At 60.8% G+C, this 14,209-nt stretch carries 15 protein-coding genes; 7 read left to right on the top strand and 8 right to left on the bottom strand.

Annotation, left to right across the window (positions count from 1 at the left end):
* Positions 1 to 80 precede the first annotated feature (80 nt).
* Positions 81 to 1,214, bottom strand: a complete 1,134-nt coding sequence (locus tag ASG68_RS19505; RefSeq protein WP_062580081.1) for a DUF2778 domain-containing protein — start codon at positions 1,212 to 1,214, stop codon at positions 81 to 83.
* 826 nt (positions 1,215 to 2,040) lie between these two features.
* Here ASG68_RS19505 and ASG68_RS19500 point away from each other — a divergent pair.
* Together ASG68_RS19500 and ASG68_RS19495 are read left to right on the top strand one after the other, a co-directional pair.
* Positions 2,041 to 3,288 (top strand): sensor domain-containing diguanylate cyclase, encoded by a 1,248-nt coding sequence (locus tag ASG68_RS19500; protein WP_062610049.1) that lies wholly within the window; start codon positions 2,041 to 2,043, stop codon positions 3,286 to 3,288.
* A gap of 62 nt (positions 3,289 to 3,350) precedes the next feature.
* Positions 3,351 to 3,848, top strand: a complete 498-nt coding sequence (locus ASG68_RS19495) for a CreA family protein (protein ID WP_062580077.1) — start codon at positions 3,351 to 3,353, stop codon at positions 3,846 to 3,848.
* 15 nt (positions 3,849 to 3,863) lie between these two features.
* Here the strand turns inward: ASG68_RS19495 and pncA are convergent, their stop codons facing one another.
* Positions 3,864 to 4,493: a bifunctional nicotinamidase/pyrazinamidase gene (pncA, locus tag ASG68_RS19490; RefSeq protein ID WP_062580076.1), complete on the bottom strand. Its 630-nt coding sequence runs from the start codon at positions 4,491 to 4,493 to the stop codon at positions 3,864 to 3,866.
* Positions 4,494 to 4,675: 182 nt separating this feature from the next.
* Positions 4,676 to 5,143 (bottom strand): chemotaxis protein CheW, encoded by a 468-nt coding sequence (locus tag ASG68_RS19485; protein ID WP_062580074.1) that lies wholly within the window; start codon positions 5,141 to 5,143, stop codon positions 4,676 to 4,678.
* A 269-nt stretch (positions 5,144 to 5,412) separates the two neighbouring features.
* Between ASG68_RS19485 and ASG68_RS31940 the strand changes: the two genes are divergently transcribed.
* The 5 genes from ASG68_RS31940 (at position 5,413) to ASG68_RS19465 (ending at position 10,163) form a co-directional block, all read left to right on the top strand.
* The gene (locus ASG68_RS31940; protein WP_164491895.1) at positions 5,413 to 5,571 is read left to right on the top strand and encodes a hypothetical protein; all 159 of its coding nucleotides are present in this window, start codon (positions 5,413 to 5,415) and stop codon (positions 5,569 to 5,571) included.
* A 120-nt stretch (positions 5,572 to 5,691) separates the two neighbouring features.
* Positions 5,692 to 6,291 carry an SCO family protein gene (locus ASG68_RS19480; RefSeq protein ID WP_062580072.1) on the top strand — a complete coding sequence of 200 codons (600 nt, stop codon included), beginning with the start codon at positions 5,692 to 5,694 and terminating at the stop codon, positions 6,289 to 6,291.
* 75 nt (positions 6,292 to 6,366) lie between these two features.
* Positions 6,367 to 7,245, top strand: a complete 879-nt coding sequence (locus ASG68_RS19475) for a 50S ribosomal protein L11 methyltransferase (RefSeq protein WP_062580070.1) — start codon at positions 6,367 to 6,369, stop codon at positions 7,243 to 7,245.
* Between the two features lie 406 nt (positions 7,246 to 7,651).
* The gene (locus tag ASG68_RS19470) at positions 7,652 to 8,185 is read left to right on the top strand and encodes a hypothetical protein (RefSeq protein ID WP_062580068.1); all 534 of its coding nucleotides are present in this window, start codon (positions 7,652 to 7,654) and stop codon (positions 8,183 to 8,185) included.
* Between the two features lie 142 nt (positions 8,186 to 8,327).
* Positions 8,328 to 10,163, top strand: coding sequence for an aminopeptidase P family protein (locus ASG68_RS19465; RefSeq protein ID WP_062580066.1), 1,836 nt, complete (start codon positions 8,328 to 8,330; stop codon positions 10,161 to 10,163).
* 6 nt (positions 10,164 to 10,169) lie between these two features.
* Here the strand turns inward: ASG68_RS19465 and ASG68_RS19460 are convergent, their stop codons facing one another.
* The 5 genes from ASG68_RS19460 to ASG68_RS19440 form a co-directional block, all read right to left on the bottom strand.
* Positions 10,170 to 10,484 carry an AzlD family protein gene (locus ASG68_RS19460; RefSeq protein ID WP_062580064.1) on the bottom strand — a complete coding sequence of 105 codons (315 nt, stop codon included), beginning with the start codon at positions 10,482 to 10,484 and terminating at the stop codon, positions 10,170 to 10,172.
* A 1-nt stretch (position 10,485) separates the two neighbouring features.
* Entirely contained in the window at positions 10,486 to 11,202 is a 717-nt protein-coding gene (locus tag ASG68_RS19455; protein ID WP_062580062.1) for an AzlC family ABC transporter permease, read from the bottom strand.
* Positions 11,203 to 11,390: 188 nt separating this feature from the next.
* Complete coding sequence (gene panB / locus ASG68_RS19450) at positions 11,391 to 12,218, bottom strand: 3-methyl-2-oxobutanoate hydroxymethyltransferase (protein ID WP_062580060.1); 828 nt, start codon at positions 12,216 to 12,218, stop codon at positions 11,391 to 11,393.
* A gap of 2 nt (positions 12,219 to 12,220) precedes the next feature.
* On the bottom strand, positions 12,221 to 13,096 hold the full coding sequence (panC, locus tag ASG68_RS19445) for a pantoate--beta-alanine ligase (protein WP_062580059.1): 876 nt from the start codon (positions 13,094 to 13,096) through the stop codon (positions 12,221 to 12,223).
* 195 nt (positions 13,097 to 13,291) lie between these two features.
* Positions 13,292 to 14,032, bottom strand: coding sequence for a fumarylacetoacetate hydrolase family protein (locus tag ASG68_RS19440; RefSeq protein ID WP_062580057.1), 741 nt, complete (start codon positions 14,030 to 14,032; stop codon positions 13,292 to 13,294).
* Positions 14,033 to 14,209 lie beyond the last annotated feature (177 nt).

Raw genomic sequence — 14,209 nt, 5'->3', positions numbered from 1 at the left:
GGGCCGATTTCAAGCGGCGGCAAAACGGAAAAGGGGCCGGTGATCCCGACCCCTCTCACAAATCCATCGTACCCGGATGCTTACCCTTTGCGGGAGAACAGCGAGGCGAATGTGCGCCGTGGCGCGAACTTGCCCTTCATGCTCTTCACGATGACCATATGGCTGATCTCGCCGCGCTTGAAGGCCTTGAGGAACTTCGGATAGTCGGCAAAGGCGACGCAGCCATGGCTATCGCCGCGGTTCCGCAAGAGATAGCTGTGGGCCAGAAGACCGACACGGCCATGCGGGGCAACACCGTCCGTCGGCGTCAGGCGCACGGCGGCAACGCCATGGAACAGGGCCTCGCGCATGGTCACCTTGTAGGTGCCGGGCGGGGTCGGCCCCTTCATCTTCACATGCACATAGGCCGGGTTGTCGCGCATCTTGCCGATGCCGGAATGGGCTTCGAGCCGCTCGCCGTTCGGCATGTAGACCACGCCCGCCGAGATATCGTAATAGGCGACGCCCTTCTTGCCGCGGAAGCTCGGCTGGATGTCGTCGTCGTCATCCGCCATCGGCATGTCGGGACGCACATAGGCGAGTTCCTTGACCTTCGGCTTCTTGGCCTTGTCCGCCAATGTCTTGTCGGCCGGCGTCTCGTCCGCATCGATCTTCGCAAGGCTGCGCGGCTTGGCGAGCGGCAGCGGCCCGAGATCGGGAAGCATGCCGTTCAGCGACGAGGCAGGCTCCTGCATGACCAGGTTGAACGGCTTGTTCAGACCCTGATCCTGAAGCGAGACATTTTCCACGAGAGCATTCGCCACGACCGGCACCGAGCCGGTGACCATATTGTCGCCACGGGTAGCGGCGGCACTGGCCAGCGCCACGACGATCGACCGTTCGGCAAAATCCCTGGCGGGCTTTGCCATCGCGACCGCCACCGTGCTCTTGTGCGGCACGGCTTGCGCCGCGAGATTCATCTGCGGCTTTACGGTGAGCCGCGAGAATTTGCTGAGGCGAACCACGCGTTCCTGCTTGGGCGTGGCGCGAATGATCGGGTTGAGGCCCAGCGAGGCCTCCAGCCGCGGGTTCTGTCCGGCAGAGCCGGACGTCCCCATGTTCTGCATGACAGCGAAGGTGGCGACCATCCAGACCGAGGCGGCGATACCGACCCCGATCACGGTGGCACCGGAGAAAAACCGTCCCGCCTTTTTCGGGCGAGAAACCGCTTTCACCGAAGAGGCTGCGTGCCTGCACTTTTCGACTGCTGACGCCATGATACTCGTTACCCGAAACGCATTACTCACATTGGGGACAACGAAACGCGCCGCCGCCAAGGCCGGTCCACTGTCAGTCGGGCGCTCAATCTCGCGCTTGCCTGCACATGCCGGTTGATGGGAAGAATGACAAAGTATGGTAACCAATTCCTTTACGCTGGCTCCCCTGGAATGAAGAGGAGCATGAGTGGCACGGAAGGGGCAGCATGTGCTGCAAGCAATAAGGCGGAGAAGTCTTGCTTCCCGCCACGACGTCACCATTCACCGTCACCCATGCGACGGCGTTCTCAAAAGCCTGATACTGGAACGTAATCTCAACGCTAAGCGCCGGTGACTGGCCTCAAAACCTTACTTTTTGGCAATATTAAGGACAGCTTTAAGACAAGCGGGTTTTTGGCCGGGATATGGCGGGGTCTATCCCTAAGTCTCGGGAGACAAAACGTGGCCCGTCGCATCACTGCTCGCACGGCTGACAACTTGAAACTGTCGAGCCAATCTCTGCCTCATTCCCATTGATTCGCGGAGAGGCCACGCGAAACATGATGGAATCTGCGCGGTGTCTTCGCCGCAAACTGGCAATTTCGGCGCGGTCTCGAAACGCTGGAGACCGTCTCGATCAGCAAAGTCTCAAAGACCGGTGGAAATTGCCGGAAGGTGACCGCAGTGATTAAAATTGCAGCGAATTTCGACTGAAAAAATTAAAGCGGCACCACTTACGAATTCGGCCTTATCCGCTTGATCGGACCCAGATCATTTTCAGCGCATAAGGCAGGAATTCGCGTCCATGAGCTTTCTTTCGGCCATTGCAGTCATCTCGCTTCTGGTGATGCTTCCCGTCCTCCTGTCCCTGCGCACCATTGGTGTTCCCGGTGTTTCAAGCTTCTGCGGCGCCTGTGCGCTGGCCGCGGCGGGCACTTCTCTCGGCCTGACATCCGGCCTCGCCCCGCTCTGGGTCCATACCGTGATGGCAACGGTCCTGAACATTGCCGCAGCCCTTTTGATCCTTGCCGGCTTTCGTCAATTTCTCGGCCGCGCGCCCGTTGGACCATGGCCCTTCGCCCTCACGCTCTCCGGCACCGCCTTGATCCTGATGTTCTTCAGCTACGGGATCGACAATGCCGCCGCACGCGTCTGCCTCGGCGCTGGCTTCGCCGGATTGATCTACACATTGGTTGGGTTGACGATTGCGCGCCATTGGCAAAGGGAGCGCGGAATCATGCTCTACCTCTTGCTCTGCTGTGTCGCAGCATTTGCGGTGGCTGGTATCCATGCCATGCGGGTTGTGGTCTTCAGCACCGGCCTTCCAGGCTTTGGCGGTGTCACACCTCCCCAAGTCTGGACCGCGACGCTCATGACGGCACGGCATCTGATCATACCGCTGTTCTTCCTCGGCGTGATCCTGATGCTGCACGGCTGGATGATTGCCAATCTACGCCACATGGTCGCGCATGACGACCTCACCGGCGCCCTGTCGCGGCGCGCCTTCATGACCCAGGCCGAGCGATTGTTTTCAGCAACCGCCGGAAACCGGAGCATCTTCATGCTGCTCGATCTCGACCGGTTCAAGCAGATCAACGACCAGCACGGCCATGCCGGTGGAGATGTCGCACTCACTCACTTCAGCCGGACGGTCCGCGAAACGCTTGCCGGACGGGGCATTCTCGGGCGCCTGGGGGGAGAGGAATTCGGAGTCGTACTCACGGGAATCGACCGGGTGGAGGCGATCGAAATCGCCAAAGCGATCTGTGACTCCGTTCGTGCCATTCGCATCGGCGGTATCAACGGCACGGACATTTCGCTGACCGTCAGCATCGGATTGGCGACCGGCGAAAGCGGAGGCGCCGTCACCGATGTCATGATCCGGGCCGATGCGGCCCTTTACGAGGCCAAGGCGGCTGGACGGGACCGGTTCAGCGTGGCCGAAAGCCTCTATTCCTCGGCCAGCACCCGGGCACTGGCAGGGGCAGCAGCACAGATGCGGGCAGCAGCCGCCACCTCAGCGCCATCACTGCCGTTCTCCCATAGCGCCTGACGCTCACGGCTTGCATTGTCGGGCGGCGCGCCTATGTCAGGGAGGCCCTCAAGGAGAACCCGATGCCTTTGCCCGTCCGCCTGCTCAGTGCCCTCACCCTCGCCGCAGCCGTTTTCTGCTCCCTGCCCGCTCGCGCCGAAACGGTCGGAGAGGTCGGCGTCGACTGGCTTGGCAATGATATCAGCATCGATGCGGTCAGCGATCCCAAGGTCAAAGGCGTCACCTGCCACGTGACCTATTTCGATCGCAGCGTGATCGATCGGTTGAAGAACGGCAACTGGTTCGAAGATCCCTCCAACAATTCGATCGCATGCCGCCAGACCGGGCCGGTGATCATCGACGATATCGATCTGTCGCGCGAAGGCGAGGAAGTGTTCCGCGAGGGGTTGTCGCTGATCTGGAAGAAGCTTGTCGTCACGCGGGTCTATGACAAGAAGAACAATACGCTGATCTATCTGGCGCATTCGCGCGAACTGACCGACGGGTCGGCCAAGATGTCGATCTCCACCATTCCCCTGTTCGGTCAGAACGTCACCTGGACCGAGGGCGCTCCACAATAGGCCAGGATGGCACTATCAGGCCGCCGCGAGGATATCCTGCGATGCAAGAATGCGGATTCCCTTGGATCTCATCTCGGCAATCGCCGCCTCGACACCGGCCGCATCGATCCCGCGGCTGGCGTCGGTGATGAATCGCACCTCCGTGCCGGGCATCATCGCCTTGGCATCGATCGCGGATGCCTTCACACAATAATCGGTCGCGAGGCCACAGACATCGAGCGTATCGACGCCCTTGCCAATGAGATAATCGGACAATCCGGTTAGTGCGGCACGGTCGTTGTCGCGGAACGCCGAATAGCTGTCGACGGTGACGTTCTCGCCCTTGCGCTGAACGTGATCGACGGCGCCGGTGTTCAGAGCCGGATGAAAATCGGCGTCGCGGCTACCCTGCACGCAGTGATCCGGCCAGAGCATCTGCGGCTTGCCGCCGAGCGTACCCATTTCGAAAGGCTTGCTGCCCGGATGCTGAGAGGCAAAGCTGCCGTGGTTGGCAGGATGCCAGTCCTGCGAGGCGACGATCAGATCATATCCGCCCTCGGCGATCAACTTGTTGGCGACCGGCACGACATCCTCGCCGTTCGGGACGGCCAGGTTTCCGCCGGAGCAGAAGCCGTTCTGGATATCGACGAGCAAGAGGCATTTCATGGGCGATCTCCGTTCCGGCTTTATCTCACGGCTGGGGGGACGCCCCCAGCGTTGAGCGCGACACTAGACCGGAAGCAAGACGCGCGCCAAGCCGCTTTCACTCCATCCGACACAAACGCAAACGGACACCGCCGGCAAACCGGGCGATGTCCGTTGGATATTCAACAGAAAATGTGGCCGGCTCAGGCGGCCTGGGCAAGCTCGTCGGCGATGACCGTATCGAGGTTGAGGAAGCAGACCATGGTCTTTTCCAGGGCCACGATGCCACGGCAGAAGGCGCGCTGGGCCTCCGGAATGATTTCCGGCGCCGGCTGCAAGGCCTCGCTCTTGATGGTCATCATGTCGGAAACCTGCTCGACCAGCAGGCCGACCAGCTTGCCGGCGATGTCGGTGACGATGATGGCCGAACGTTCGGACGGCTCTGTCATCTTCATGCCGAGACGGCAGGCCATGTCGATGACCGGGATCACCGCGCCACGCAGATTGATCAGGCCGAGAACGTAGGGCGGCGTGTGCGGCATCGGCGTTACCGGAGCCCAACCGCGGATTTCGCGGATCGCCATGATATCGATACAGAATTCCTGATCACCCAGATGAAAGGACACGATTTCCAGATAGGCACCGGACTGCTTGATGGCGCTGTTGTTCATGATCAGAACTCTTCCCAGTTTTCGGCGGAGCCCGATGCTTTCGGCACGGACGACGGAATGGACAATGCGGGACCCGGACTCGATCAAAAACCGGCGACGTCATGTCAAAAAGAGGATTCGCACCCCTTCACGCCCCTAGACCATGGCAAACACAAATTAAACTTTCACTAAAATGATCACCCAATGTTAACGACACCCGATGCAGCGGCGCGGCCGCAGGCAGGCAAAACCGCCTTTTCATCCGGAGCTCGCAGCGGTATCATTGCCTCATGAACAACGATGCCCCGACATACCCGAGGACCCTGATCGCAACCGTCGCGGCCGGTTGTGTCCTGCTTCTGGCCGGCGCGGCCTTTGCCGGCTGGATCGTCCAGGGACCGGAGATGTTTCTGGCCATGGCGGAAAACGGTCTTTCCTGGTGCTTCTGACTTTCCTGGTGTTTCCGAGCGGGCCTGCCACATTTTGACGCTGGCAGCCTGAGCGTTTGCAACGCGCGTGCCGAACCGCTATCTCAACTGCCACAGTTCAGCAGATAAGCGGATGTTTCGATGAAGACCTTGCGTATTGTTCTATGGGTGGCGGTCGCCGTCGTAGCAGCCGTCCTCGGCTATGTCGCGTACTGGATGAGCAATCCCAAGGAGCAGCTGGCGGCCGGTCCGTTTGGTGTCCCGTTCGAGCTCGTTTCCCAGACAGGCCAGCCGATCACCGAAAAGGCCTTCACCGGAAAGCCGTCCGCCCTCTTCTTCGGCTTCACCCATTGCCCGGAAGTCTGCCCCACGACCCTGTTTGAGCTCAACGGCTGGCTGGAAAAGGTCGATCCTGATGGCACCAAGCTGCAGGCCTATTTTGTCAGCGTCGATCCCGAGCGCGACACGCCCGAGATCATGAACCAGTACGTCTCCAACGTTTCCAAGCGCATCACCGGCATTTCCGGTCCGGCGGACAAGGTCATGGAGATGGTCAAGGGCTTCCGCGTCTACGCCAAGAAGATCCCGCTGGACGAGGCAAAGCCGGATGGCGACTATACGATGGATCACACCGCCTCGGTCTTCCTTCTCGATGCGAAGGGCGCCTTCACCGGAACGATCGCCTATGGCGAAAATCCCGAAACGGCGGTTCAAAAGCTGGAGAACCTGACCAAGCGCTGAACGCTTTACCTTTGATCGCAGCGCATGGTAGAGCCCGCACAGCCGTCCCCCTGCCCGATCCGAAGGATAACGACCTTGAGCGACATGCGCCTTTTCATCACCACGACCGAGATCCTCTCCGAGGTCGCGATGTCACTGATGACGGACGCCTTCGAGGACGAAGGTTACGCCATCGCAACGATGGAAATGGACGAGAAGAACGATATCTGGGAAGCCTCCATCTATATCGACTTCGATGAAGAAGAAGAAATGCGCGAGCGCTTCGCCGGCGTTATCGGCGAACGTTTCCCCGATGCCGAAATCCAGCGGGAAGTCATTCCCGATGTCGACTGGATCGCCAAGTCGCTGGAAGGCCTGTCGCCGGTGCGCGCCGGCCGTTTCCTCGTGCATGGCTCGCACGACCGCAACAAGGTCGCCCTCAACGACATCGCCATCGAGATCGATGCCGGCCAGGCCTTCGGCACCGGACATCACGGCACGACAGCGGGCTGCCTCGAAGTGATCGAAACCGTGATGCGGTCCCGCAAGGTGCGCAATGCGCTCGATCTCGGCACCGGCAGCGGCGTCCTCGCGATCGCGGCAAGAAAGCTGAAGCATGTGCCCGTGCTGGCGACGGATATCGACCCCATCGCAACGCGGGTCGCCGCCGAAAACGTCAAGCGCAATGGTATCGCGACGGGTATCACCACGATCACCGCGCCCGGCTTCCATTCGCCGGCCTTCGACGCCCATGGCGCGTTCGACCTGATCATCGCCAACATCCTCGCCCGGCCCTTGATCCGCATGGCGCCGCAGTTGGCAAACCATCTGGCACCCGGTGGCTCGGTCATTCTCTCGGGAATCCTGGCCGCACAGCGCTGGAAGGTTCTGTCGGCCTACAACGCCCAGCACCTGCGCCATGTCCGCACGATCTGGCGCAACGGCTGGGTCACGATCCATCTCGATCGTGCCTGAAGCGCTTCCGCCTTCGGGCGGAAGGCATCCATTTCAAAATCTCGGAAAAGAAAAACCCGCCTGTCCGTCATGGACAAGCGGGTTTTCAATACAAAGGCGATGCCGAAGCATCGCCCGCTGACCGGCAAGCCGGCCATGTCCGCGAGCTTGAGGAGGAGGAGCGCTCAAGCGGACTCTTCACGATCTGGAATTGGCCACCCGGAGGGAGGAGGAGAAGGATGACCAACCATATTCAGACCGTGCAGCGCGTGCCCGAAGGCATTTGCGAGAACATCGGATTTGCATCCGCGTTCGTTAAGTGGATTTATAGACTATTTTTCGAACCGGTCTAGGTGCAATGCAGCATGGGTGCCATGCATGAAACGCATAAGTATGATAAATGTGACATAGCGCCGAAGGAGGATGGATGCTTGCGACAGTAATACCGCTGATCTGCCTCGGCCTCATCGCCTGGATCGTCGGGTCGATACTGCAGTCTATGCGGGGCAAGACGTCGGCGGATATGCCCGCCTGGCCGCCCTACCCTCTGATCGATGCTTCGGAGGAAGAGAGGGAGCGGCGGCATCTCGAATGCCGCGATCGCCTGAGCCATGCACCGTTCGGCGCCCGGGTGGCGCGCGATCTGTATCGCAAGCTGATAACTTGCGAACCGGGCACCGGGCTGATCCACCAGTTTCATCGCGACTATTGCGGACACGGACTGATCCGGACGGGCGACACGATTACGCTGCGTGAAATCCAGGATGGCGGACACAGTGTCGAAGAGCCGATCGCCCAATGGGACAGCGAGGCTGATTTCGTCACATTCTTTGCCCGGCAGTCGGATTTCAGCTGCAGTGGCTGGGAGCCTGCCGAACCGGTTTTCTTTACCGACGATCGCTGGGCACGCAACAATCAGCGGCTGACCTGGGAGATCATCCGGAAATTCGTCAAGGGCTAACCGGACGGGCAAGAAACACGGGCTATCACTGCCCGGCCCGTTTCCGCTAGACTATGTCCACCCTTTGAGGAATCGGCTGTAACGGTCGCCCGGCGCGATCTGTCCATCGGCTCCTCATTTTGCGAAAATATGGAAAAGCCAGATGTTCCAGTCCTTTGAAGTCACCTCCACACCGCAATTCGGCAAGGCGCGCGTCACCGCGCTGCGCGCAGCACTCGTCGATCTGAACGTCGATGGCTTCCTAGTGCCGCGCGCCGATGAATATCAGGGAGAATATGTCCCGGCATCGTCCGAGCGGTTGGCATGGCTGACCGGGTTTACCGGCTCGGCCGGCATCGCCCTCATCACGCAGAGTCAGGCAATTGTCTTCGTGGATGGCCGCTACGTGACCCAGCTCGCTGAACAGGTGGATGGCAGCGTCTTCGAAGGCGGCGACCTCGTCGGTGAATCACCGCATGTCTGGCTCGAACGTCACGGCCGCAAGGGCTTCCGCCTCGGCATCGATCCCTGGCTGCACACCGGCGCGGAAGTCCGCAAGCTGGAAAAGGCATTGCAGGGGCTTGGCGGCGCGCTGGTCTTCCTCGATCACAATCCACTGGACAAGCAGTGGGAAAACCGTCCCGACGCTCCCCTCGGCCGCGTCAAGATCCAGCCCCTCGATCATGCCGGCCTTCTCGCCAAGGACAAGCTCGCCACCATGGCGGCCGAAATCGCAAAGGCCGGTGCCGATGCCGTCGTGCTGACCGATCCCTCCTCGATCGCCTGGACCTTCAATATCCGCGGCAGTGACGTACCGCATACCCCGCATCCGCTCGCTCGCGCCATAGTCCATGCGGATGGCAAGGCGGAACTGTTTCTCGACAAGCGCAAGACCGGCATCGAGGAAGAGGCTTACCTGACGCAACTCGCCAACTTCGAGGCGCCCTCCTCGTTCGAGGAAAAGGTTGCAGCCCTTGGAGCGACCGGTGCGAAGATCATGATCGATCCGGATCATGCGGCTTTCGCGCTGGCCGAGCGCATTCGTGTGAGCGGTGGCACTGTGATCGAGGCGATCGATCCCGCCCGCCTGCCCCGCGCCCGCAAGAACACAGCCGAACTTGAAGGCTCCGCCCGCGCCCATCTGCAGGATGGTGCTGCGATGGTCGAATTCCTTGCCTGGCTGGACGGAACGACACCCGGCGAAGTCACAGAGATCGCCGCCGCCGTGAAGCTCGAAGCGTTTCGCAAGTCGGTCGGCGAGCGCATGCAGAACCCGCTGAAGGACATTTCCTTCGACACGATCTCCGGCGCCGGCGCGCATGCCGCGATCATGCATTACCGCGTGACGACGGAAAGCGATCTCGCCATTGCCGATGGCACCATGTTCCTGATCGATTCCGGTGGCCAGTACATCAACGGCACCACCGACATCACCCGCACCGTGGCGATCGGCACCGTGCCGGAAGACCAGCGGCGCTTCTTCACGCTCGTCCTGAAGGGCATGATCGCCATCAGCACCGCCCGCTTCCCCAAGGGTTCACGCGGTGTCGATCTCGACCCGCTGGCGCGCATCGCGTTGTGGAAGGCCGGCGCCGACTTCGCCCATGGCACCGGCCATGGCGTCGGCTCCTATCTCTCCGTCCATGAAGGTCCGCAGCGGATCTCCCGCGCCTCCATGCAGGAACTGCTGACCGGCATGATCCTGTCGAACGAACCCGGCTACTACCGCCCCGGCGCCTTCGGCATCCGCATCGAAAACCTGGTGCATGTGTTGGAGGCCAGCGAGATCGGTGGCGGTGAACTGCCGATGCTCGGCTTCGAGACCCTGACCTTCTGCCCGATCGACCGCCGGCTAATCGTCACGTCTCTGCTGACGGACGAGGAGCTCGACTGGATGAACAGCTATCATCAGCAGACACGCGAAAAGCTGGCGCCGCTGATTTCCGATGAGGCGGTGCTTTCCTGGCTCGATCAGGCAACGGCGGCTCTGACGCGCTGAAGCGCGTCAGAGGATGCCCGCATGCCGGATGGCCATGACGACGAGCCAGCCGGCAAGCAGCATCCAGAGCGACGAAAAACGAAGACCGACAAAGAAGGCGACGACCATCGACGCCGCGACGTCCCAGCCGCCATAGACGAAGGCGGGTGCAACCAGCGTGGACAGAACGGCCGCGGGAACGGCATTGAGCGCCGCCTCCATGCGCGGCGGGATGCGCTTCATCTGGGTGATCATCACATAACCGCCGATACGCGTCAGGAAGGTCGCAACGGCCGCCGCGAGGATGATGTAGATCAGGTGAAGGTGTTGAGCGCTGTCCATGTCAGACCTCGTTTTCCAGGGTGACGGGCTCTTCGGGCTGATCCGGCAACGGCATGCAGGCGGCAAGCGCGATACCGGTGACGGCACCGATACTCACATGCCATGGCGAGCCGACGAAATGCATGGCGGCAATCGAGGCCAGCGAACTGACCGCGACGACCGGCAACCAATGATCGCGCTTGCGGAAGCCGAGGACGAGACCGAGGAAATAGATCGGCAGCAGCACATCGAGGCCGATGGCCCGGGGATCGCCGATGAGCTGCCCGAAAATGGCGCCCAGCATCGTCATCAACTGCCAAGGCAGATAGATGATCATCGCAAAGCCGAGATACCACCAGAAGGTGATGGGTTCGCCGCGCTCCGCCCGCTTCTCGGTTTCGGCATATTGCGGATCGACCAGCAGGAAGAAGGTGAAGAACTTCTGCACGGCCGAGAAATGGCGGATATGCCGCGCCATCGATGCCGAATAGAGAATGTGGCGGAAGTTCACGGCAAAGACCGACAGGACGATCAACCAAGGCTGGACATTGTGGCCGAACAGTTCGATGCCGACCATCTGGCTGGCGCCGGCATAGACCGTGGCGCTCATGAAAACGGCGTCGAAGACCGAAAAGCCGTTGTCGACCGCCAGCGCACCGAAGAGCGCACCGAACGGAGAGGCAGACACCATCACGGGGAAACCGCCGCGAACGCCCTGCCAGAAGTCATCTTTTTTCATCGGGAAAACTTTCCGGCACAGGCGACTGACCGAAGCCGCTCTCCACCGATTGAAATATGTTTGAAATCGAATCCACAGATAGGTCGCAAGACGGCAACCGACAATTCAATAAGATTGATGCAGCGATCCGAATTTCTGATTGAAACCCGGACATCCGACAGAGCCGATGTCCGGGCATGGCTCCAAGATCAGGACTTGGGCTTCACCTGAAAGGTGTGCTCGATTCCGGGAAACGTCCGCGCCTTCACCTCGTTGGCGTAGGCCTCGAACGCGGCAGACATCTGCGGCGCGAGTTCGGCGAAATGCTTGACGAAGCGTGGCTTGAAATCGCTGAAGATGCCGAGCATGTCGTCCGATACGAGAATCTGGCCGTCACAGGCCGGCGATGCACCGATACCGATGGTCGGCGCCCGCAAGGACGCGGAAATCTCGCGCGCAAGCGGCTCGATCGTGCCTTCGACGACGATTGCAAAGGCGCCGGCATCGTCGATCGCCTTGGCATCGCGCCGGATCTTGGCGGCTTCCTTGTCGCTGCGACCGACAGAGCGGTAACCGCCCATCGTGTTGACGAGCTGCGGCATCAACCCGACATGGCCGAGCACCGGAATGCCGCGCTGGGTGAGGAAATCGACGGTCTCCGCCATCTCTGCCCCGCCCTCAAGCTTCACCGCGCTGCAGCCGGTTTCCTTCAGGATGCGGGCCGCACTGTGAAAGGCCTGCTCCTTCGATTCCTGGTAGGATCCGAACGGCAGATCAACGACGACGCAGGCCTTTTCCGAGCCGCGCATCACGGCCTGTCCATGGGCGATCATCATGTCGAGCGTGACACCGACGGTCGAATCGAGGCCATAGATCACCATGCCGAGGGAATCGCCGACCAGCATGAAGTCGACATGCGGATCGAGCAGCCGCGCGATCGGCGTCGTATAGGCCGTGAGGCTGACAATCGGCCGCTCGCCCTTCAATGCTTCGATATTCCCGGGGCTGAGGCGACGCTTCACTGCCTGTACACTCATGCTCACGCCACCTTCGCAAATTTAGCCGTTTTCGGGCTGAAAACCCGGTTATCGAGCAGCTTCGTGCTCCCGAAGCGGACAAAAAGCAACAGAAGAACCGGCTTTTCGCCAATTTCGGTCAATTCATGCAGCGTTTCCGGATCGCGGATCGCTACCACTTCGGGCTTGGCCAGCGGCTCTGAAGCGATGAAATCCGTCACGGCGCGCTCCAGTTCCACAACATTCGTCACGCCCGAGGCAACCAGCCTTTCAGCCTCGTCGAGCGCCTTCGGTACGATCGCGGCGGCGGCCCGTTCGGCCGCGCTCAGATAGACGTTGCGGGAGGAACAGGCGAGACCATCGGCTTCACGCACCGTCGCCACGCCGATCACCTCGACCGGCTGCGCGAGGTCCTGGACCAGGCGCTTGATGATCTGCAATTGCTGGAAATCCTTCTCGCCAAAATAGGCGCGGTCCGGCTGGACGATGTTGAAGAGCTTGGTCACCACCGTCGAGACACCGGCAAAATGGCCGGGGCGAACCTTGCCCTCCAACTCGCCGCCGAGTGTCGGCACATCGACGACGGTCTCCATAGGGCGCGGATACATGTCGGAGACACCCGGCGCGAAGAGAAAATCGGCGCCGCCTTGGACGAGCATGGCCTGATCGCGGGCGAGATCACGCGGATATTTCGTCAGATCCTCGTTCGCGCCAAACTGCAGCGGATTGACGAAAAGACTGACGACGACGATGTCATTTGCTGCGCGTGCGCGGGCGACCAGTTCCATATGGCCGACATGCAGGTAACCCATGGTCGGCACGAGGCCGATCGACTTGCCGGCGCGACGATGTTCCGCCAGACACGCGCGCAGGTCCGCAATGGTGGTGATTGTTTCCATCCGAGGATCCTCCAATCCGCAAGCTTGCCGTCTTGTTGCTGGCGGCTGGCTCTCTCCGGTCTACACAGTCCTATCAGTGGAAACCCGGCGCGGTTTCCTAACGTGTGCAGTGCAAAAAGACAATTCAAGAATCGAAAGGGAGAATTGTTGCGGGAAATGCGGGTTCCGGTTGTCCGGAGCCCGCAACAAGAATTATCAACGGCTTTCGACGGTTTGCTCGATAGCGCCGAAGATGGAATGGCCGGTACGATCATTCATCTCGATGCGCACGGTATCGCCAACCGCCAATGGGGAGGATGCAAGGCCCGAGCCGCTGGCGACGATGCTGCCGGAAATCAGTGAACGCTTGGCGGCGGCTGAACCAACGCTGTCGATGGCATCCTTCACGCTACCCGTTCCGCCCTGCACAGACTGGCCATTGCGGCGAACGAGAACGGAAATATCCACACCCTCGCCCAGTTCGTCCGCCGTTACTGCGACGGGAGAGAAAGACGAGCCGATGTCTGTATTGCCCTGTGCAATGTCGCTGGAGAGCAGGAACAACACGGCCGCCTCGCCAGCGGACTGCTTGCCAGCGGCGGCATCGACATCATCGACGATCACGGCGATCTGGATAGTAGCAGAAAGGTCGGAAGCTCCGGAATCAACCCGGATGGCATCGCGCGGGCCTGAAAATCCACCGGAGCCGCCAGCCCAGAAGAAGGCGCGTGGCAGGGGCGATGCCGCGTCATGCTCGTGAAAGCGAATGGTCGGCTGCGAGCCGGTTTCAAGCCCGAGCGCCACCCGCTTCAGCCGCGGAGCGACATGCGCCCAGTCGTCCAGCGCCGCCTGCAGCGTGCGGGCGATATGACCGACTTCCGAGCAGCGGGTCAGATCCTTGGAGACCACGACGAGTTTGCCGTCGCGGGTACTGTCTTTCAGAGTGGCCAGTTTCATCGCTTGCGTGTTCCTCGGGTTCTGTTGTCACCGGCAGTTCTGCGACCGCCTAACACCATAGTGACACTATTTCGCGCCGGGTGTCGCGTCGAATTTGATGAAGTGGGGCGGGACGAATGGGCAACCCTAGCCGCTTCAAATGGCAGCAGCCGCCGCCCCTTCTAAATTCACGCAATG

Source organism: Rhizobium sp. Leaf453, assembly GCF_001425605.1.
GTDB lineage: Bacteria > Pseudomonadota > Alphaproteobacteria > Rhizobiales > Rhizobiaceae > Pararhizobium.
This window is presented reverse-complemented; position numbering and strand designations above follow the sequence as displayed.